This is a genomic window from Stomatobaculum longum (assembly GCA_000242235.1).
GTDB classification, from domain to species: domain Bacteria; phylum Bacillota; class Clostridia; order Lachnospirales; family Lachnospiraceae; genus Moryella; species Moryella longum.
Map to the genome: position 1 here is coordinate 191,235 of JH590863.1, position 17,824 is coordinate 209,058.

Genomic DNA, 17,824 nt, shown 5'->3' on the forward strand with positions numbered 1-17,824 from the left:
GGTGCTGTCACGGTTTTCATGCTGCACGTCAGTGAATGCCCTTGATTCCCGGCCAGTAGCGGAACAGAACCTTCGCGAGTATTTTGTTTTTGTAGACGTAGCTGTTTTTCCAGTAGCGCGCGTCCATCGACTCGTTGCGGTTATCCCCCATGCAGAAGTATGCGCCTTCCGGCACCTGGAAGGTCTTTTCCGGCTCGACGACCATGGGCTCCTTGATATAGGGCTCCTCGAGCGGCGTCTCGGAATCGTTCAGGTAGACATGACCGTCCCGAATGGTGACTTTGTCGCCCGGCATGCCGATGATGCGCTTCACGAAGAGCATTTTTTCATCGTCCGGCCAGTGGAAGATGATCACATCGCCTCGCTTCGGCTCCCCGAAGCGATAGGAGAGGCGGGAGCCGATCACGCGGTCCCCGGTCATAATCGTATTTTCCATGGAGCCCGTGGGAACGCGGGAGTTTGCGATTAAAAAGTTGTTGAGCACAAAGGCGACAACAGCGGCGATTACAATAATCTGAATCCAGCTGAGCAGCTCGCGGAGGGCGCTACTCCCCTTATTTGTCTTGTCCGGTTTGGTCATGATTCCCGCTCCTTTTATTTTTCTACAAAGTAATAGTATAGTCGACCTTACCCGCATTAGGCAAGCGAGAGCGGTTCGTAAAAATGCATGAATGTTGCGTTGAAAACGCGCGTATTTTGCGCCGTACAGTGGAAAATACGACGGCTGCTGTGATAAACTAAGAGCATTACAGACAAGCAGGAGGAAGCTGCATGGAACGAGAACTATACGAGGTGATGGACTGGGCGGCAGTCGAAGAGATTGTTTACTCGGAGTCCGCAGATCCGCACGCCATCTTGGGACCGCATAAGACAGACAAAGGCATACTCGTGCAGGCCTTTTTTCCGGGACGGGACAGGGTCCTGTTGCAGCGCGGCAAGACCAAAATGCCGATGGAATTGGCCGATGAGAGCGGCTTTTTTGCCTGTCTGATTCCGGGGGAGAAGGAAAGTCTGCGCTATCAGTTCATTCTCCCGGAGGCAGACGGCAGCGAGACGGTCGCAGAGGATCCGTACCGCTTTATACCGGAATTGCCGGAAGTGGAGCTCCGCAAGTTTAAGGCAGGCGAGAGCACAGCGGCGCATACCTTCCTCGGCGCGCACGAGAAGAAGATGGGCGGTGTTTCGGGCATCCGCTTTGCGGTCTTTGCGCCGAATGCGATGCGCGTCTCGGTGGTCGGCGACTTCAACAACTGGGACGGCAGAGTCCATGAGCTGCGGCGCATGGGAGACAGCGGTATTTTTGCGCTCTTTGTACCGGGTGTGCAGCCGGGTGTTATCTATAAATACGAGATTAAAACCTATGCGCGGGAGATTTTGTTCCGGGCGGATCCCTATGCGCGTGCGGTTGAGCCTGCGGGCGGCGGCGCTTCGATGATTGCCGCAGCGGAGCCGGACTTTGTCTGGGAGGATCAGGCCTACCTCACAGAGCGGGCGCAGCGCTACGGAAAATTTGCCGGGGAGCGGCCCATCAACCTCTATGAGCTGAATCTCGCGAGCTTCGCGGCGGATGCCGACTATCGGAAACTCGCGGAGACCTTGCCGGTGTATTTAAAGGAGATGCATTACACGCATGTGCTCCTGATGCCGTTACTCGAGACGCGCGATGCGGCTTCGCTCGGCTATCTGACCGGCGCTTACTTTGCGCTTGACACGAAGCTCGGGACGGCCGACGGCTTCCGCGCGCTCGTCAATGCGCTGCACCGCGAAGACATCGGCGTTCTGATGGACTGGAGTGCAGTCCGATTCCCGCGGACCGAGGAGGGCCTCGCCTACTTTGACGGAACCCCGCTCTACGAGGAAAACGGCAGCGGCGACACGGCGGTGTTCCGCTTCGGCAGGGCAGAGGTGCAGTCTTTCCTGCTCTCGAATGTGAGCTTCCTCGCAAACGAATTCCACCTCGACGGCGTTCGGGTCATCGACATGGCGTCGGCTCTCTGGTTTCAGGCAAACGAGAACCGGAACTGCTACGGCGGCGGCGAAAATCTGGACGGCGCGTCCTTCCTGCGTCGCCTGAGCCTGACGGTGCATAGGAAACTGCCGGGCTTTCTGCTGATTGCCGACGGCAGCGCCGAGTGGCCGCGCACCACGGCGGCGGTCAAGGACGACGGCCTCGGCTTTGATTTCCGCTGTAACCGGGGCTTTACGGAGGGCATGCTTGCCTATCTCGGCGCGGACGAGGCAGGCAAGAGCGAGCGCTACGGCGAACTCTCGTACGCCCAGCTCTACCAGTACTCGGAGCAGTACATTCTGCCGCTCTCGCACACCTTCCTCTCGGAACAGCAGCCCACCTTGCTCGGACGCCTCGGTTATCTGCCCTTTGAGGAGCGGATTGCGCTGCTCCGCGCCTTCTTCGGCTTTGTGACGGCGCATCCCGGCAAGAAGCTGCTCTTCGCGGGGCAGGAATTCGGCATGCTTGAACCGCTGCAGGCGGACGGACACTTGAATTTCTCGCTGCTTGACTTCCCCTCGCACCGGAAGCTCAAAGACTGCGCAGCGGGGCTGAATGCGTTCTATCTCGAGCACCCGGCACTCTACGAGGGCGACAGTGACACGGAGGGCTTCACCTTCTTAAACTGCCACTCCTACGAGGAAAATGTGGTCGTCTTCCTGCGGCACGCCGCGGAGGAGGATATTCTGGTCGCCGTGAACTTCTCCGGCACGAGTTATCCGCGCTTTAATCTGGGAGTGCCCTATGCGGGGAGCTATAAAGAGATTTTCTCGACCGACGACGAGCGTTTCGGCGGCAGCGGCACGCTGAATCCGCGCGCGCTGCCCGCCCGCGCGATGGAGGTAGACGACAAGGAAATCGGCATCGGCATTCGCCTGCCCGCCTACAGTGCGCTCTTCTTTGCCTGCAAGAAGCGGGAGGCGGAGAAGAAAGCGCCGCGCGCCGAACAGGCGGAGGAAAAGTCGGCAAAGCAGAAGACAGAGAGTCTTCTCGAAAAGGCCGCAGATGTCGCGGGCAAGGCAAAGGATGCAGCGGGCAAAAAGGCTGCGGGGGTTGCCGGAAAAGCTGCGGGGGTCGCGGGCGCAGCGAAGAAACGGATTGACCGCGCAATGGGAATGGAGAAAAAGAAATGAAACGTGCTGCAGGTATTTTGCTTCCGGTATTCAGTCTTCCGGGTGATTTCGGAATCGGCTCTTTTTCAATCGAGGCCTACCACTGGATTGACTGCCTGAAGGAAGCGGGGCAGAGTTACTGGCAGATTTTGCCGCTCGGACCGACCGGCTACGGCGACTCGCCGTACCAGTCGTTCTCGAGTTTTGCGGGCAATCCGTATTTCATCGACCTCGAGGAATTGAAGGCGCTCGGGCTGCTCACCGAGGAGGAACTTGCTGGCGAGCGGAACCCGGGCGATGCGGGCCGAATTGACTACGGTCATATTTACGAGTCGCGCGAAATGCTGCTCCGGCGCGCACACAAGCGCTTCCGGGAAAGTCTCAACGGTGCGGCGGCATCGGAGACGGAGGCTGTCCGAAAAACCAAGGACAAGGCGAGCTACGAGGCCGCCGTCGTTGCCCTGCACCCCGAGACCCGGGAGTACTGCCTGTATCGCGCCATCAAAGATGCGGAGGGCGGAAAGAGCTATCTCGGCTGGTCAGAGCCGCTCCGGAAGCGGGACAGCGCGGCACTGCACGACTTTCGGAAGACGCACGAGGCCGAGATTGATTTCTATACCTGGACGCAGGTACTGTTCCACGAGCAGTGGAAGCGCCTGAAAGACTATGCGACCGCGCACGGCATCACGATCATCGGCGACTTGCCGATTTATGTCGCGCCGGATTCGGCGGATGCCTGGGCGCATCCCGAGCTCTTTCAGCTCGACGCGGAGGGGAAGCCTGAGGCGGTGGCAGGCTGCCCGCCGGATTACTTCTCGCCGGACGGACAGCTCTGGGGCAATCCGCTCTATGACTGGGACTATCACGAGAGAACCGGCTATGCCTGGTGGTCAAAGCGGCTCCGCTACAGCCTCTCGATTTACGACTGCCTCCGCATGGATCACTTCCGCGGCTTTGACGAGTACTTTGCGATTCCGGCGGGAGAACCCGCGAAGATGGGCAGCTGGAAGCAGGGGCCCGGTGTCGAGCTCTTCAAGGCGCTCGCCAAGGAACTCGGCAAGCCGCTGCCGATCATCGCGGAGGATCTGGGCTTTATGACGGAGAGCGTGATTCGCATGGTAAAGGAGAGCGGCTTCCCGCCGATGAAAGTGCTGGAGTTTGCCTATGACTCCGACAATCAGAATCTCTACCTGCCGCACCACTATGAGCGGCACTGTGTCGCCTACACGGGCACACACGACAACGCACCACTCATGGAGTGGATTCGCAACCAGAACGAGGGTATCAGACTTTTCATGCTGCACTACCAGGGCTCGGAGCACACGCCGGAACAGGACCTCTACTGGGACTGCATTCGCACCGTGCTGGCGAGTGTCGCCGACACCGTGATTATCCCAATGTGGGACTACCTCGGCTGCGGTAAGGAGGCGCGCATCAATGTGCCGAGCGCAGCGGGCGGAAACTGGCAGTGGCGCATGCCGCGGCACAGCTTTACGGAGCACCTGATCTGGCACTGCCGTATGCTCGCGGAAATCTACGGCAGAGAGCCGAAGCCGGTTCCCGTGCCGCCGGAACTGGAGGCCGCGCTCGCCGAGGCAGAGGCAGCGACAAAGGCAGAGGAGCGCACGGAGCCCGATGCCGTGAGCGCGGCGACGGTGTCCGAAGAGACAGCCGGACTGCATTGAAACGGAACGGACGCTGCAAGGAAGAGAGCAACAAAAATCCCCGGTTTGCCGAAACGGCAAACCGGGGATTTTTGCTTTGTTTTCTTTCGAAGGTCCGGGGCGTCAGTGCACACCCGGGCGCGGGATGACCTGGCCTTCGCTGCCGGGACTGTCCATTCCGGCGCCGGGGCCTTTGGTCTCGACAGGAGCCGTGTGCAGCTGACCGCCGGGGCCGTTCACCGTGGGCGTCGGGACCTGCGTCTCCGGCGCTGTGGTCTCCGCGCGGGTTCTCCGCTCCGCGGTCTCGCGGACGGTGGTTTCCCGCGGGCTCGCGACGGTCTCTTCGCTGTCCCGGCGAGACTCGTGGCTTCGCTGCGGCGTCACACCGGGGCCGCCGTTCACACCCGTGACGCCGGTTCCCGCGGTGACATGGGCGGAAGTCTCGATGCTCTCGAGCGTCTCTTCGAGCGAAACATTCTCTTCGGAAGCGCTGGTCTCGACGATGGCATCATCGTTTTGATCGCCGCCTACGTCGCGGTTCGCGTCGGGATCGACCTCGGTAGTGCCGTAGGTTTTCTCGTACTCGCTTCGCGCCGCGCTGTCTACATTCAGGTTGAAAAGGTCTTTTTCGCCGGTGTTATAGTCTACCTGTTCACCGGTCGAACTCTTAAAGTAGGCGCTGACCACGGATTCCGGCTGTTCCCAGTCTTTCTCCGGTAAATCCTTGTGGATGTCGGTCATGATGCCTTTCCAGATGCGTCCCGCGACGGTGGCACCGTAGATACCGGGCATGGGGCGCGGCTGGTCATAGCCGACCCAGACGGCGGCCGTGTAATAACGGGTGTAGCCGCAGAACCAGGTGTCCTTCGAGTCGTTTGCCGTTCCGGTCTTACCGGCGGCCTGCTGGCCGTCAATGTCAAGACCGCGGCCGGTGCCGTAGGACTTGTCCATGGTGCCTTTCAAAATGTCGGTGATCATGTAGGCAGTGCCCTCGGTATAGACCTGGGTGCGCCGCGAGCTGACCGGGAGCACCTGCTGCTCGGTGCGGTCGTAGACCACGGAGCGGAGGCAGGTCTTGTCGTCGTAGACACCCATGTTCGCGAAGGTCGAAAAGCCCTTTGCCATGTCGACGACGCGCGTGCCGTAGGTAAAGCCGCCGATTGAGACGGCCGCCGCCGTGCTGTCCTGCCAGGAGAGAGAGGAGAACTCCATCTTCCCGAGATAGGAGAGGCCGGTCTTCACGCCGATTTTCTGGAGGAGCTGCCAGGCCACGGTGTTCAGTGAGCGGTTCAGCGCCTCGCGGAGTGTCACGGAGCCGTAGTACTTGTTGCCGGAGTTTTTAGGGCCGCCGTCAAACTCGTGATCGTCAATCACATAAGACGGATAGAAGTAGCCGGTCTCGAAGGCGGGCGCGTAGTCAATCAAGGGCTTAATTGTGGAGCCCGGCTGGCGTCTCGCGAGGAAACCGCGGTTATAAGCGTCGTCCGTGCCGCGGCCGCCCACAATCGCGACGACGGCGTTGCTGTCGTTGTCAATGACCACGCCTGCGCCCTGGAGCGCATACTTGCCGTTTTCCTGCTTCTCGTTCGAGCGGTCGTCGAGTGTCTCGTCGAGGCGCTTCTGGAGTTTTGCCTGGATATCCGAGTCTATGGTCGTATAAATCTTATAGCCGCCGGCTCGAATTTTTTCGCTCTTATCGGCGTAGAGTTCTTTGTACTCGGCCTGGTATTTGTCATACTCCTCTTTGTTCTTGAAGGTGTACTTAAACTTAAAACCGTCGTTCTTCATGAGCTGCAGCGCTGTGCAGTAGACAGCATAGCTTGTCTGGTAGTTCTCTGTCGCCGTGGCTTTCTTGGTCTGCGGCGCAATTTCGAGCGGCTTTTCTTTGTATTCCGCAAGTTGTTCGGCGGTGATATCGCCTTGTCTGTAGAGACTGTTCAATACTTCATTTCGCTTGCGAAGCGAATTCTTGGGATGGTTGACCGGTTCATAGGTCGCCGGACGGTTGCTGATGCCGACCAGCACGGCTGCCTCCCAGGGTTCCAGATCCTTGGCGCTCTTATCGAAATAGTAGCGGCTCGCGGCTTCTACGCCGTAGCAGCCGTGCGCGTAGAAGCTGCCGTTGCAGTAGAACTCGAGTATCTTGTCTTTGCCAAAGCGCTTCTCGAGCTTGGGCGCTAAGAGTATCTCGGTAAATTTTCGCTTGAGAGAGCGCTCTTGCGTGAGATAGGTATTTTTGATGACCTGCTGGGTAATCGTGGAGCCGCCCTGGGTTACGCGGCGGTGCTTGACATAGGAGAGCCCCGCGCGGGCAATGGCGAGCCAGTCCACGCCGTGGTGCGAATAAAAGCGCCGGTCCTCCTGCGCAATATAGGCCTTTTTCAGCCAGGGGCTGATGTCATCGGAGCCGACATAGACATAGTGATGACCGGAACTGATCACGCCGATTTGCTGATCATCCTTGTCAAAGATCTCAGTGTCCGTCACGAGGCGGAAATCGTCCTCGGACATGTGCTGATAGGTCTCATAGGCGTGCTGCTGGATGGACTGTAAATCCGGAAACACTTTGATGAAGAAAAAAGCGACCGCCGCCAGAATACAGAGCATGAAGACGAGAAGCAGGATCTTCAGGATGCGGACGACAATATGTGCCTTCTTCTTTTTTCGCTTACTTGCCTGTTGTGCCATGTGTTGTTTACCTCTCTAGAAGCCTCACTCGGTGAGGGCTGCATACGAAAAGCGTATCAGTTTGCCAAGTACCGCAGGGCTCAGTTCCACCTGATAGCCGCGTTTCCCGGCGGAGATGATAATGCTGTCGAATGTCTCCGCACTCGCATCGACCACGGTCGGGAAGAACTTTTTCATGCCGATCGGCGAGCAGCCGCCGTGCACGTAGCCCGTGAGCGGCAAAAGATCCCGCTGCGGTAGCATGGCAATCGATTTTTCGCCGACTGCCTTGGCCGCACTCTTTAAAGAGAGAGAAGCGGGGCCCGGGATCACGAAGACATAGTGCTGTCCGGATTTGCCGACGGTGACCAGGGTCTTGAAGACCTGCGCCGGATTCTGACCGAGATAAGCTGCGACCTCCTCTGCGCTGACGGCCTCTTCCGGTGGATAGCTGTGTTCGACATACGAGAGCTTCTTGCCGTCCAGAAGGCGGCACACATTGGTTTTTTCATTATTTTTTGACATATGGTTACTATAACACAGCCCCCCTGCCTTGTATAGAACGGCAAAATGCCGGTATGCCGCGCTTGCGTTCCTATGCTATAATCTTGTATAACCCGACCGTAATGATAGGAGGATCAATGAAAGAAGAAAGAAAAGCGCAGGAAAAGCTGCGTACCTATCTGCGATGGCCCATATTTCCCGCCGTACTTTCGATCTTGATGGCGGTATTGATTTGTGTTTCGAATTGGGAGACCGGCCTGCTGGTCTTTTTGCTCGCACTGATTTCCGGCAGTATCTGCCTTCGGTTCTATGCGGTTTCCGGTGCGGAAATCAACCAGGCGATGATCGGCTTTTCGGCGGCGACGGACAGCATGCAGGCGCGGCTTGCGGACCGGCTGGATATCTGTTACGGCCTGCTGGACAGGACGGGCACCTTTTCCTACCGGAATGCGGCGTTGACGGAACTCCTTGCGGCGGAACACAAGACCTCGCAGCGACTGGAGGATTTATTTCCGGAGCTCACGCGGGAGGAACTCGCAAAAATTGCCGAGAGCGCGGATTACCATCTGAGTCTCGGTACACTGCGGCTTCGCGTGCGGCTTGTGCGGGAGCAGATCGATACGGAGTCGGTCTTTGCCGTCTATTTTTATGACGAGACAGCCCTACTCACACTCCGGGAAGAGGAAGAGAGCCGCCGCCTCACGGCGGGTCTCCTGTACCTCGACAACTACGAGGAGGCGATGGAGAGCGTCGACGAAGTGCGGCGCCCGCTGCTCACCGCGATGGTTGACCGGAAGATTGTCCGCTACTTCGACGGGATGCAGGCCATCATGAAGAAGCTCGAGAAGGACAAGTACTTCTTTGTGATCGAGCGCCGCTATCTGCAGGAACTCTTAGACAGCCAGTTTGACATTCTGGAGCAGGTCAAGACCGTGAACATCGGCAATGAGATGCGCATCACGCTCTCGATCGGCATCGGCGACGGCGGCAGCAGTTACGCGCAGTGCTACGACTTTGCGCGCCAGGCGATTGATATGGCGCTGGGGCGCGGCGGCGACCAGGCGGTGGTCAAGGACGGCGAGAACATTCGCTACTTCGGCGGCAAGTCGAATTCCAAGGAAAAGACCACGCGCGTCAAGGCGCGCGTCAAGGCGCATGCGTTCCGCGAGTTGATCGAAAATAAGGACAGACTCTTAATCATGGGGCATAAGCTCATGGACATCGACTCGCTCGGCGCGGCAGTCGGCATCTGGCGCATTGCGACGACCATGGGCAAGGAGGCGCACATTGTCTCTTCGGCGGTCAACGGCGCGATACGCCCCATGCTCGAACGCTTCTATAACGGAGACTATCCGGAGGACATGTTCATCCCCGAGGAGAAGGCACTGCAGCTGCTCGACGAGGACTCTGTACTGGTTGTCGTGGATACCAATCGGCCGTCCATGGTCGAGGGCCCGAGGCTTCTGGATGTCGCAAAGACCATTGTGGTGCTGGACCACCACCGCCAGAGTCAGGATTCCATCCGGAACGCCCAGCTCTCGTATGTCGAGACCTATGCGTCGAGTGCCTGTGAGATGGTCGCGGAGGTCGTGCAGTACATCTCGGACGATGTGAAGATTCGGGCGGTCGAGGCCGATGCGATGTACGCCGGCATTGTGATTGACACCCATAATTTCCAGAACCAGACCGGCGTCCGAACCTTTGAGGCCGCAGCTTTCCTCCGGCGAAACGGCGCCGATGTGACGCGCGTCCGGAAATTGTTCCGCGAGAAGCTCGACGACTACCGCGCAAAGAGCGAGGCAATTCACAATGCGGAGATCTACCGCGAGAACTTTGCGCTGAGCTACTGTGATGCGACGGGGCTTGACAACCCGACCGTGGTCGGCGCGCAGGCGGCAAACGACCTGCTCGATGTGATCGGCGTGAAGGCAAGTGTCGTCGCGACGACCTTCCGCGAGAAAGTGTATCTCTCGGCGCGCGCCATTGACGAAGTCAATGTTCAGGTCATGATGGAAAAGCTCGGCGGCGGCGGTCACCGCACCATTGCCGGCGCGCAGCTCTCGGGGCTCACGCAGGAAGAGGCCATGGAGCAGGTAAAACAGGTCATCGACGAGATGCTTTTGAAAGGAGAAATCTCATGAAAATTGTGTTATTACAGGATGTGAAGTCGCTCGGCAAGGCCGGCACGCTCGTGGAAGTCTCGGAGGGCTATGCGCGCAACTTTCTGTTGCCGAAAAAGCTCGGCGCGGCGGCGACGGCCGAGAATCTGAACACCCTGAAGTTAAAGCAGGCGAATGAGGCGAAGATTGCGGCGGAGCAGCTCGCCGAGGCGAAGGCACTCGCAGCCAAGATTGAGGCCGGCAGCGTGACCGTGCACATCAAGGGCGGCGAGAACGGCAAGACCTACGGTTCCGTCTCGACCAAGGAACTCGCGGAAGCCGTGAAGGAACAGCTCGGCCTGGAACTCGACAAGAAGAAGATTGCTCTCGCGGAGCCGATCAAGAACTTCGGCAGCTATGAGACCGTAGTCAAGTTGCACCGCGATGTGCAGGCGACGCTCAAGGTCAATGTGACGGAAGCAAAATGACGGACGACAGCCAAAATGTGCTAAAGCGCATCATGCCGCACAGCGAGGAGGGAGAGCGCTCCATCCTCGGTGCGGTTTTTGTGGATCAGAACAGTCTTGCCGTCGCGCTGGAACACTGCAGTGCGGCGGATTTTTATTCCAAGCAGTACGGCATTGTTTTTTCGTGCATGGCAGAGCTCTTCAACGAGGGCAAGCCGGTCGATATTCTGACGGTGCAGGAAAAGCTAAAGACAAAAGATGTGCCGCCGGAAATGCAGGGACTGGATTTTTTGCGCGAGATTGCGCAGAGTGAGGCGACCGCCGCGAACATCCGGGAGTATGCGAAGATTGTCCGCGCAAAGGCAGTCAAGCGGAAGCTGATTCAGGCGAGTGAGGAGATTGCGAACAGCTGTTATGCCGACAGTCAGGAGCTCGAGACCTTGTTGCAGGAGACCGAGGAGAAGATGTTCCGCATACTGCAGCAGCGGAGCGCGGCGGAATTCACCCCGATTTCGGAGATCACCCTGCGGGTGCTGGAGAGAATCCAGGAGGCCTATCAGAACGGCGCGGAGGTGACCGGCATTCCGACCGGCTTTATAGACCTCGACCGGAAGCTGAGCGGTCTCCAGCCCTCGGATCTCGTGCTGATTGCGGCGCGCCCTTCGATGGGAAAGACGGCCTTTGTGCTGAACATTGTCGAGCACGCAGCCGTACGGAACGGCCGTTCCTGCATGATTTTCTCGCTTGAGATGAGCAAGGAGCAGCTGGTGAACCGCATCCTCTCGATGGAGTCGAGTGTCGACGCGCAGAAGATGCGAAACGGCGATCTCTCGAGCGGCGATTTCAGCAACATCATCGAGGCGGCCGCACATATCTCCGAGAGCAAAAATCTGGTGATTGATGACACGGCGGGCATCGGCATCGGCGAACTGCGAAGCAAATGCCGGAAGCAGAAATTAGAGCACGGGGTGGACCTCGTGATTATCGACTACCTGCAGCTCATGAGCGGCAGCGGCAAGTCCGGCGAAAACCGCCAGCAGGAGATTTCCGACATCTCCAGAAATTTAAAGGCACTGGCGCGTGAACTGCAGGCGCCGGTGATTGCGCTCTCCCAGCTCTCCCGCGCAGTGGAGCAGCGGCCGGACCACCGCCCGATGCTCTCGGATCTCCGTGAGTCCGGCGCCATCGAGCAGGACGCGGATGTCGTGATGTTCCTGTACCGCGACGACTACTACAACAAGGATACCGAGCACCCGAACGAGGCCGAGGTCATCATCGCAAAACAGCGTAACGGCCCGATCGGCACCGTCAGTCTGGTCTGGAAGCCGGATACCACGCGCTTTGTCAATATGGCGCGCTGACATAAAAAGCGGCTAAGCGAACAAAAAAGAAGAAAGACAGATTGCATGCTTCATGACGTTTTCTTCTAAACAGACTGTTTCAAGCTCTTTTGTCCCATAACGCAAAAAAGCTCTGAGCTTACGCTCAGAGCTTTTTATTGTGATTCTTCTCAGTTTGCCTCAGAAATTGCGCCGACCGGGCATACTGCCTCGCAAGCGCCGCAATCGATGCAACCGGACTCGTCGATCACATACTGCGTGTCTCCCTGGGAGATCACACCAACCGGACATTCACCAGCGCAGCTGCCACAGCTGACGCAAGCATCGGAAATTCTGCGTGCCATAATCAAAATCCTCCTTGATTCCTCTAAACTAGGACAGCATCTTTGCTGTTTCCCACATTGTAAACGAAAGAAGTCGTAATTACAAGCAGAGGATTTAGCAAATCTGCACTTTTAGAGGTACATCTTGGACAATTTGTTATAATTAACTAACAAAACTTAAGGCTTGCTATCAGAGCTTTGCGAGCGAAGTGAGCACATCCTTTGAGAGAATGCGTTCATAGTGCTCGTCGTAGAAGGCGGCGCGCGCCGGGCTCAGCAGCAGGGGCTCGCTGTACTCGCCGAGGCTGTTGCAGAGTAGGGCAATGTGTAGCGAAAACTGCCGTTTGAAGCGGAGAACCAGGGTGTACCGACCGTTTTCCGGATTCCGGTAGAGCGATTCCGCAACGAGCTCGGTCGACAGATCTTGCAGAGCGTGAGCGGCTGTGATGACAGCGTCCAGATTCGGGAAGCGGAAGCCGCGCACCAGATACTCGGAAGGTTCCGGAATTTTTTCGTCGAGCTTGACGGATGTGAATTCATTCGCAAGGGAGGCACATTTTCGCAGGAGTTCATCCATCTCGTCGTCATCAAAGGACGATTCCCGCTCGTCTGTGTCCTGCAGGAAATCGGAGAATCCCATCTGGTCATCCTCATCCTCCTCGGTGTCCGTCGAGGGGACAAAGCGCGAAAAGCGCGCATCCAGTTCCTCGGGATCGTCTACTTTGGTAATCAGTACCCGAATGCTGTCGTCGGAGAGCGGTATGGACTCCACGCGCAGCGGCATATTATCGACTTCAAAGCCCAATTCAGAGGATGCCTGCTGCATCATCTCCCGAAGAAGGCGTCTTGCTTTTTTGCTGCCATATGCGAGTTCATTGAGCTCGATGTCGCGCTCAATCAAATCAAAACCGGACAGCGTGCAGCTGATCTGATACTCGCTGACGCGCTCTAATTTCATGGACTTCACCTCTTTCTGTTTTGTTAAAGCATAATACAACGGAATGCCGCGTTTGGCAATTGAAGATTGCGGCTTTTATTGGTATACTTTAAGCGGATGGAGAACAGGAGGCAGCGGTTTTAGATCTTGTCCCCAAGACAAAAGATTCCTTTCTGAAAACGGTGACACTCCGTCGCCGCATCGCACGCATCCGTGCGGTGTATTCCCTAAAAATACTCAAAAATCCGGAGCTGTCCGGCGCTTTTTTGTATGCGTGAACTACGCCATCCATCTCGCGCAGCAGAGGGCGGCAACCCGCGGAATTCGCGATTCCGCCATGATGTCACGGAAAATGTTTGTCAACTGTATGTGCTGCCGGGCCTGCAAGTTTGGAGCACAGGCGGCAGTGCGCTTGTCACGGAGCGCACTGTCGCTTTTTTGCTTGTCTTCACACAGAGTTCGCCGTTTTATGATATACTGTTCCGGAAATTATTTAGGGCTCTCTTCCTAATATTAATGGGATGTAACCGCACTTCAGAGGAGGATTATCTTGGAAGAAAGGAATGAAACAAAAGAGCTGCAGAGCGCGAGGCGGAGCCGGAAGCGAAACGGCAGGAAATCTTTGCTGCCCTTGGTGCTGTTGTTCGCGCTCGTCGCAGTGATTCTCGGGCTCTGGTATCGGCAGTTCGGCCCGAGCCGCACCCGCATCAGCGAGAACAGCCTGTTCGGCGTGCAGGGGGATGAAGTCGCCGTGCTCTATAACTATGAATTGCAGAGCGACAAGGCGGTTCTTGAGAACGGCAGTGTCTATCTGCCGCTGACACTTGTGAAGCGCGAGATGAACCGGCGCTTCTACTGGGACAAGGACGAGAAGTGCCTGGTCTACGCGGCACCCGGCGGCGTCCGCACATTTACGGCGGAAGAGGTGGACACAGAGGGCAAGCCGCTCTTTTTTGTCAAAGACCAGGCGCTTTACCTCTCGCTGCCGCTGTTCCGCGAATTCACGAATGTCCGCACCGAGGCCTATACGGACGGTGAGGTCAAGCGGCTTTTTGTCGAGACCGCACCGGAGAGCGACGAAGTGCGGGCGACAAAGCATAAAACCGTACTCCGGAGCCGGCCGAGTGTGCGCGGCAGCATTGTCACGGTCGCGGCAAAAGCGGAGGCGCTCCGCGTGATTCCGGACCATGCCGATGCAAAGACGGATACCGCGCGCTGGGTGCGCGTCAAGACTGACAGCGGTTTCACCGGGTATGTGCAGCAGAGAAGTCTGCAGGCGGCGGAGACGGTGCCCTATCAGAATTCGTTTGCCGCACAGGACTACGGAACCCTTTCCATCGGCGGCAAAGTGTTGCTCGGTTTCCACCTTGTCTCCAACCAGGCGGCAAACCAGGGACTTTCGACGCTTGCCGGCAATGCGAGCGGCATGAATGTGATCGTCCCGACCTGGTTCTCGCTTCGCGGCAACGAGGGTGACTATCAGAGCTATGCCGACCGCGCCTACGTGGAAGCGGCGCACGAGAAAGGCCTCAAGGTCTTTGCGCTGCTCGATAACTTTGACAAGAGTGTCACGACGGGAGAACTCCTGAAAAAGACATCCGTGCGGAAAAGGCTGATTGACTCGCTGATGGCCGACGCCGATCTCTACGGCTTTGACGGCATCAATGTGGATCTTGAGCTCATCAAACAGGAGGCGATTGACCAGTATCTCGAATTTATCCGTGAGCTCTCGGTCGCCTGCCATGCCAAGCAGCTCTACCTCACGGTGGATGTTCCGAATCCCGCGAAGTTCAATGCCTACTACGACAGAAAAGAACTCGCGGTCTTCTGTGACTACATTATCAACATGGGCTATGACGAGCACACCGGTGGCGACGCACCGGGCAGCACGGCTTCGCTCGACTTCGTGACGACGGGCCTCGACGCCTGCCTCGAAGAGATTCCGAAGGAAAAACTGATTCAGGCTGTGCCGTTCTACACGCGGCTCTGGACGGAGGACAAGAACGGCAAGGTATCGAGCGAGGCGCTCGGCATGAAGGCGGCGCAGGACTGGGTCAACAAGAACCAGGTCAGCCTGACCTACGACGAGACGCTCGGGCAGAACTACGGCCAGCGCTCGGCAAACGGAAGCATTCAGTCCATCTGGATGGAGGATGCCAAGTCGATGCAGGCGCGCATGGAAGTGATACGGGCCAAGGATCCCGCCGGCATTGCCGTGTGGCGGCTCGGCCTTGAGACAACGGATGTATGGGGGATAATCAATCGGTAATGGGAAATTTAGTTCAGAAAATTGCAGAAAATCTTATCTTTGTCGGCGAGTTCCTGCTGATTGTCTTTCTCTGCTTCTTTGTCGCTTATATCATCGAGAAGCGAATTCAGCGGCGGAGAGGGCAGAAGGAGCGCATTCTGAGCACCCGGAAGATGGCCATGATAGGCCTCTTCTCGGCGGCTGCGGCTGTGCTCATGCTGTTCGAGGTGCCGGTGCCGTTCGCACCGCCCTTTTATAAGATCGATCTCTCGGAGCTCCCGATTTTAATTCTGAGCTTTGCCTACGGCCCGGTTGCGGGTGTGATGGCGGAGTTTGTGAAAATCTTATTGAAACTCGTGTTTAAGTCCACCTCGACCGCCTTTGTCGGCGAGCTCGCAAACTTTGCGGTGGGCTGCGCGCTCGTGCTCCCGGCCGGTATTTTCTACTACGAGAAGAAGACCAAGCGCCAGGCCTTCATCGCCTGCGCGCTCGGCGTGATCTGCATGACCATTTTCGGTTCGCTCCTCAATGCGGTTTACCTGCTCCCGAAATTCGCGGCGCTCTACGGCATGCCGCTCGAGACCATTGTGCAGATGGGAACCAAGGTGAACCCGCGCATTGTGAGCGTTGAGACCATGGCGCTCTACGCGGTCGCACCGCTGAATCTTGTCAAGGGCAGCGTGGACATGTTGCTTACGATTCTTCTCTACAAGCGCCTGAGCCATGTGCTGAAAGAGCAGGAAGGACGGCGCTGAGCATGGAGACAATCTACGGTCTGCTGACCGGAAGCAGGGCAGAGCGGGAGGAAGCCTTGGCGCGCGCCGGAGAGATACTTCGCGACGGCGGTCTGGTCGCATTTCCGACCGAGACCGTCTACGGCCTCGGCGGCAACGCACTGAGCGCTGCGGCGGCGGAAAAAATTTACGCGGCAAAGGGGCGGCCGAGCGACAATCCGCTGATTGTCCACATTGCCCGCGTCGAAGAGATGGAGCCGCTGGTGCGGGACATCCCCGAGAGTGCCGAAAAGCTCGCGGCGGCCTTCTGGCCGGGCCCTCTCACCATGATTTTGCCAAAGAGCGAGGCTGTGCCGCGCGAAACCAGCGGCGGGCTCGACACGGTCGCAATCCGGCTGCCGCTTGACCCGAATGCGAGAGCTCTGATTCAGGCGGCGGGAGTGCCGATCGCGGCGCCTTCTGCGAATACCTCGGGGCGCCCGAGCCCGACTTCGGCGCGCCATGTCGCGGAGGATCTCGGCGGCAAAATCGACATGATACTGGACGGCGGCGCGGTCGCCGTGGGGCTTGAGTCGACCATCGTGGATCTGACCGGCCGTGTGCCCGCACTGCTCCGCCCGGGCGCGATTACGCCGGAAATGCTGGAAGGCGTGCTCGGGAAAATAGAGTTTGACCCGGTGCTCACAAAGCCGCTCACGCCGGATATGCATCCCAAGGCGCCCGGCATGAAGTACCGGCACTACGCGCCGCGCGCCGAGATGTTCCTGGTCGACGGGACACAGGCGGCGGCGATTCGGAAAATCAATGCCTGCGCTGCCGTAGCGAAGGCGGACGGCAAAAAGGTCGGTATACTCGCGAGTGCGGAAAACTTAGATGCCTACCGTGCCGATGCGATCCTCTGCCTCGGGGAACGCGCAAAACCGGCGGAGATTGCCCACAATCTCTTTGCCGCGCTCCGCGAGATGGATGCCCGCGCGGTCGATGTGATTTACGCCGAGGCGTTTCCGGAGAGCGGGGTCGGCCTTGCCGTTATGAATCGCATGAACAAGGCAGCGGGGCATCACTATCTGCACGCAGAGGAGGAAAAATGAGCGGAAAGCGCGAAGACTATATCAGCTGGGACGAATATTTCATGGGTGTCGCCTATCTCTCGGCGCTCCGCTCGAAGGATCCGAACACGCAGGTCGGCGCCTGCATTGTGAGCGATGACAACAAGATTCTCTCGATGGGCTATAACGGCTTTCCGAGAGGCTGCTCGGACGATGAGTTTCCCTGGGGGAAGGAGCACGAGCAGGATGACCCCTATCAGGCAAAATACTTCTATGCGACGCACAGCGAGCTGAATGCGATTCTGAATTACCGTGGGGGTTCGCTCGAGGGTAGCAAGCTCTATGTGACCTTGTTCCCCTGCAACGAGTGCGCCAAGGCGATTATCCAGAGCGGTATCCGGACTTTGATTTACGGAGAGGACAAGTACGGCGACACGGCGGCGGTTCGCGCGAGCAAGCGCATGCTGAACGCGGCGGGCGTCCGCTACTACCAGTACACAAAGACAGGGCGAAAGCTTCAAATTATTGTCTGAGTTTTCTCTTGCCGAAGGCGAAGAGAGGGACTATAGTAAAATGAAATTCAGCGGAAAATGCCGCAGAGACAGAGGTGAAGAAGATGAAAGATAAGCGTCGTAGAGTGGTGGCAATGATTGTGGCAGTGGTGCTCTGTGC

At 57.8% G+C, this 17,824-nt stretch carries 14 protein-coding genes; 9 read left to right on the forward strand and 5 right to left on the reverse strand.

What is annotated here, in order from left to right; genetic code table 11:
* Window positions 1-28 precede the first annotated feature (28 nt).
* Window positions 29-580: a signal peptidase I gene (gene lepB / locus HMPREF9623_RS06640; RefSeq protein WP_009533125.1), complete on the reverse strand. Its 552-nt coding sequence runs from the start codon at window positions 578-580 to the stop codon at window positions 29-31.
* A 191-nt stretch (window positions 581-771) separates the two neighbouring features.
* Between lepB and glgB the strand changes: the two genes are divergently transcribed.
* Window positions 772-3,141, forward strand: coding sequence for a 1,4-alpha-glucan branching enzyme (gene glgB / locus HMPREF9623_RS06645; RefSeq protein ID WP_009533126.1), 2,370 nt, complete (start codon window positions 772-774; stop codon window positions 3,139-3,141).
* Window positions 3,138-4,805, forward strand: coding sequence for a 4-alpha-glucanotransferase (malQ, locus tag HMPREF9623_RS06650; protein ID WP_009533127.1), 1,668 nt, complete (start codon window positions 3,138-3,140; stop codon window positions 4,803-4,805). The genes glgB and malQ overlap by 4 nt, the downstream gene beginning before the upstream one ends.
* A gap of 102 nt (window positions 4,806-4,907) precedes the next feature.
* On the opposite strand, the gene HMPREF9623_RS06655 is transcribed toward malQ, so the two are convergent.
* A complete protein-coding gene (locus HMPREF9623_RS06655; protein ID WP_009533128.1) occupies window positions 4,908-7,472 on the reverse strand; it encodes a transglycosylase domain-containing protein in 2,565 nt (854 codons plus the stop codon).
* 24 nt (window positions 7,473-7,496) lie between these two features.
* Window positions 7,497-7,976, reverse strand: coding sequence for a Cys-tRNA(Pro) deacylase (gene ybaK, locus HMPREF9623_RS06660; protein ID WP_009533129.1), 480 nt, complete (start codon window positions 7,974-7,976; stop codon window positions 7,497-7,499).
* Window positions 7,977-8,092: 116 nt separating this feature from the next.
* On the opposite strand from ybaK, the gene HMPREF9623_RS06665 reads away from it, so the two are divergent.
* The 3 genes from HMPREF9623_RS06665 to dnaB are packed head-to-tail and all read left to right on the forward strand — an operon-like array spanning window position 8,093 to window position 11,882.
* Entirely contained in the window at window positions 8,093-10,096 is a 2,004-nt protein-coding gene (locus tag HMPREF9623_RS06665) for a DHH family phosphoesterase (protein WP_009533130.1), read from the forward strand.
* Complete coding sequence (gene rplI, locus HMPREF9623_RS06670) at window positions 10,093-10,542, forward strand: 50S ribosomal protein L9 (protein WP_009533131.1); 450 nt, start codon at window positions 10,093-10,095, stop codon at window positions 10,540-10,542. The genes HMPREF9623_RS06665 and rplI overlap by 4 nt, the downstream gene beginning before the upstream one ends.
* Window positions 10,539-11,882 (forward strand): replicative DNA helicase, encoded by a 1,344-nt coding sequence (gene dnaB / locus HMPREF9623_RS06675; RefSeq protein WP_009533132.1) that lies wholly within the window; start codon window positions 10,539-10,541, stop codon window positions 11,880-11,882. Before rplI ends, dnaB begins: the two co-directional genes overlap by 4 nt.
* A 149-nt stretch (window positions 11,883-12,031) precedes the next feature.
* Here dnaB and HMPREF9623_RS06680 read toward each other — a convergent pair whose 3' ends face one another.
* A complete protein-coding gene (locus tag HMPREF9623_RS06680; protein WP_009533133.1) occupies window positions 12,032-12,205 on the reverse strand; it encodes a DUF362 domain-containing protein in 174 nt (57 codons plus the stop codon).
* Window positions 12,206-12,374: 169 nt separating this feature from the next.
* On the reverse strand, window positions 12,375-13,142 hold the full coding sequence (locus HMPREF9623_RS06685) for an adaptor protein MecA (RefSeq protein ID WP_009533134.1): 768 nt from the start codon (window positions 13,140-13,142) through the stop codon (window positions 12,375-12,377).
* Window positions 13,143-13,671: 529 nt separating this feature from the next.
* Between HMPREF9623_RS06685 and HMPREF9623_RS06690 the strand changes: the two genes are divergently transcribed.
* From HMPREF9623_RS06690 to HMPREF9623_RS06705, 4 genes are read left to right on the forward strand one after another with little or no spacing between them, the layout of a single operon-like run.
* Entirely contained in the window at window positions 13,672-15,390 is a 1,719-nt protein-coding gene (locus tag HMPREF9623_RS06690; protein WP_009533135.1) for a glycosyl hydrolase family 18 protein, read from the forward strand.
* The gene (locus HMPREF9623_RS06695) at window positions 15,390-16,124 is read left to right on the forward strand and encodes an ECF transporter S component (RefSeq protein ID WP_009533136.1); all 735 of its coding nucleotides are present in this window, start codon (window positions 15,390-15,392) and stop codon (window positions 16,122-16,124) included. The genes HMPREF9623_RS06690 and HMPREF9623_RS06695 overlap by 1 nt, the downstream gene beginning before the upstream one ends.
* Before the next feature lie 2 nt (window positions 16,125-16,126).
* Window positions 16,127-17,194, forward strand: coding sequence for an L-threonylcarbamoyladenylate synthase (locus HMPREF9623_RS06700; RefSeq protein ID WP_009533137.1), 1,068 nt, complete (start codon window positions 16,127-16,129; stop codon window positions 17,192-17,194).
* A complete protein-coding gene (locus HMPREF9623_RS06705; protein WP_009533138.1) occupies window positions 17,191-17,685 on the forward strand; it encodes a deoxycytidylate deaminase in 495 nt (164 codons plus the stop codon). Before HMPREF9623_RS06700 ends, HMPREF9623_RS06705 begins: the two co-directional genes overlap by 4 nt.
* Window positions 17,686-17,824: the final 139 nt, after the last annotated feature.

Excerpts from the sequence above, each read along its gene's own strand:
- rplI (WP_009533131.1), top strand. The coding sequence starts at position 10,093 with ATGAAAATTGTGTTATTACAGGATGTGAAGTCGCTCGGCAAGGCCGGC.
- HMPREF9623_RS06665 (WP_009533130.1), top strand. The coding sequence starts at position 8,093 with ATGAAAGAAGAAAGAAAAGCGCAGGAAAAGCTGCGTACCTATCTGCGA.
- HMPREF9623_RS06700 (WP_009533137.1), top strand. The coding sequence starts at position 16,127 with ATGGAGACAATCTACGGTCTGCTGACCGGAAGCAGGGCAGAGCGGGAG.
- lepB (WP_009533125.1), bottom strand. The coding sequence starts at position 580 with ATGACCAAACCGGACAAGACAAATAAGGGGAGTAGCGCCCTCCGCGAG.
- HMPREF9623_RS06680 (WP_009533133.1), bottom strand. The coding sequence starts at position 12,205 with ATGGCACGCAGAATTTCCGATGCTTGCGTCAGCTGTGGCAGCTGCGCT.
- ybaK (WP_009533129.1), bottom strand. The coding sequence starts at position 7,976 with ATGTCAAAAAATAATGAAAAAACCAATGTGTGCCGCCTTCTGGACGGC.
- dnaB (WP_009533132.1), top strand. The coding sequence starts at position 10,539 with ATGACGGACGACAGCCAAAATGTGCTAAAGCGCATCATGCCGCACAGC.
- glgB (WP_009533126.1), top strand. The coding sequence starts at position 772 with ATGGAACGAGAACTATACGAGGTGATGGACTGGGCGGCAGTCGAAGAG.
- HMPREF9623_RS06655 (WP_009533128.1), bottom strand. The coding sequence starts at position 7,472 with ATGGCACAACAGGCAAGTAAGCGAAAAAAGAAGAAGGCACATATTGTC.
- HMPREF9623_RS06685 (WP_009533134.1), bottom strand. The coding sequence starts at position 13,142 with ATGAAATTAGAGCGCGTCAGCGAGTATCAGATCAGCTGCACGCTGTCC.
- HMPREF9623_RS06705 (WP_009533138.1), top strand. The coding sequence starts at position 17,191 with ATGAGCGGAAAGCGCGAAGACTATATCAGCTGGGACGAATATTTCATG.
- malQ (WP_009533127.1), top strand. The coding sequence starts at position 3,138 with ATGAAACGTGCTGCAGGTATTTTGCTTCCGGTATTCAGTCTTCCGGGT.
- HMPREF9623_RS06695 (WP_009533136.1), top strand. The coding sequence starts at position 15,390 with ATGGGAAATTTAGTTCAGAAAATTGCAGAAAATCTTATCTTTGTCGGC.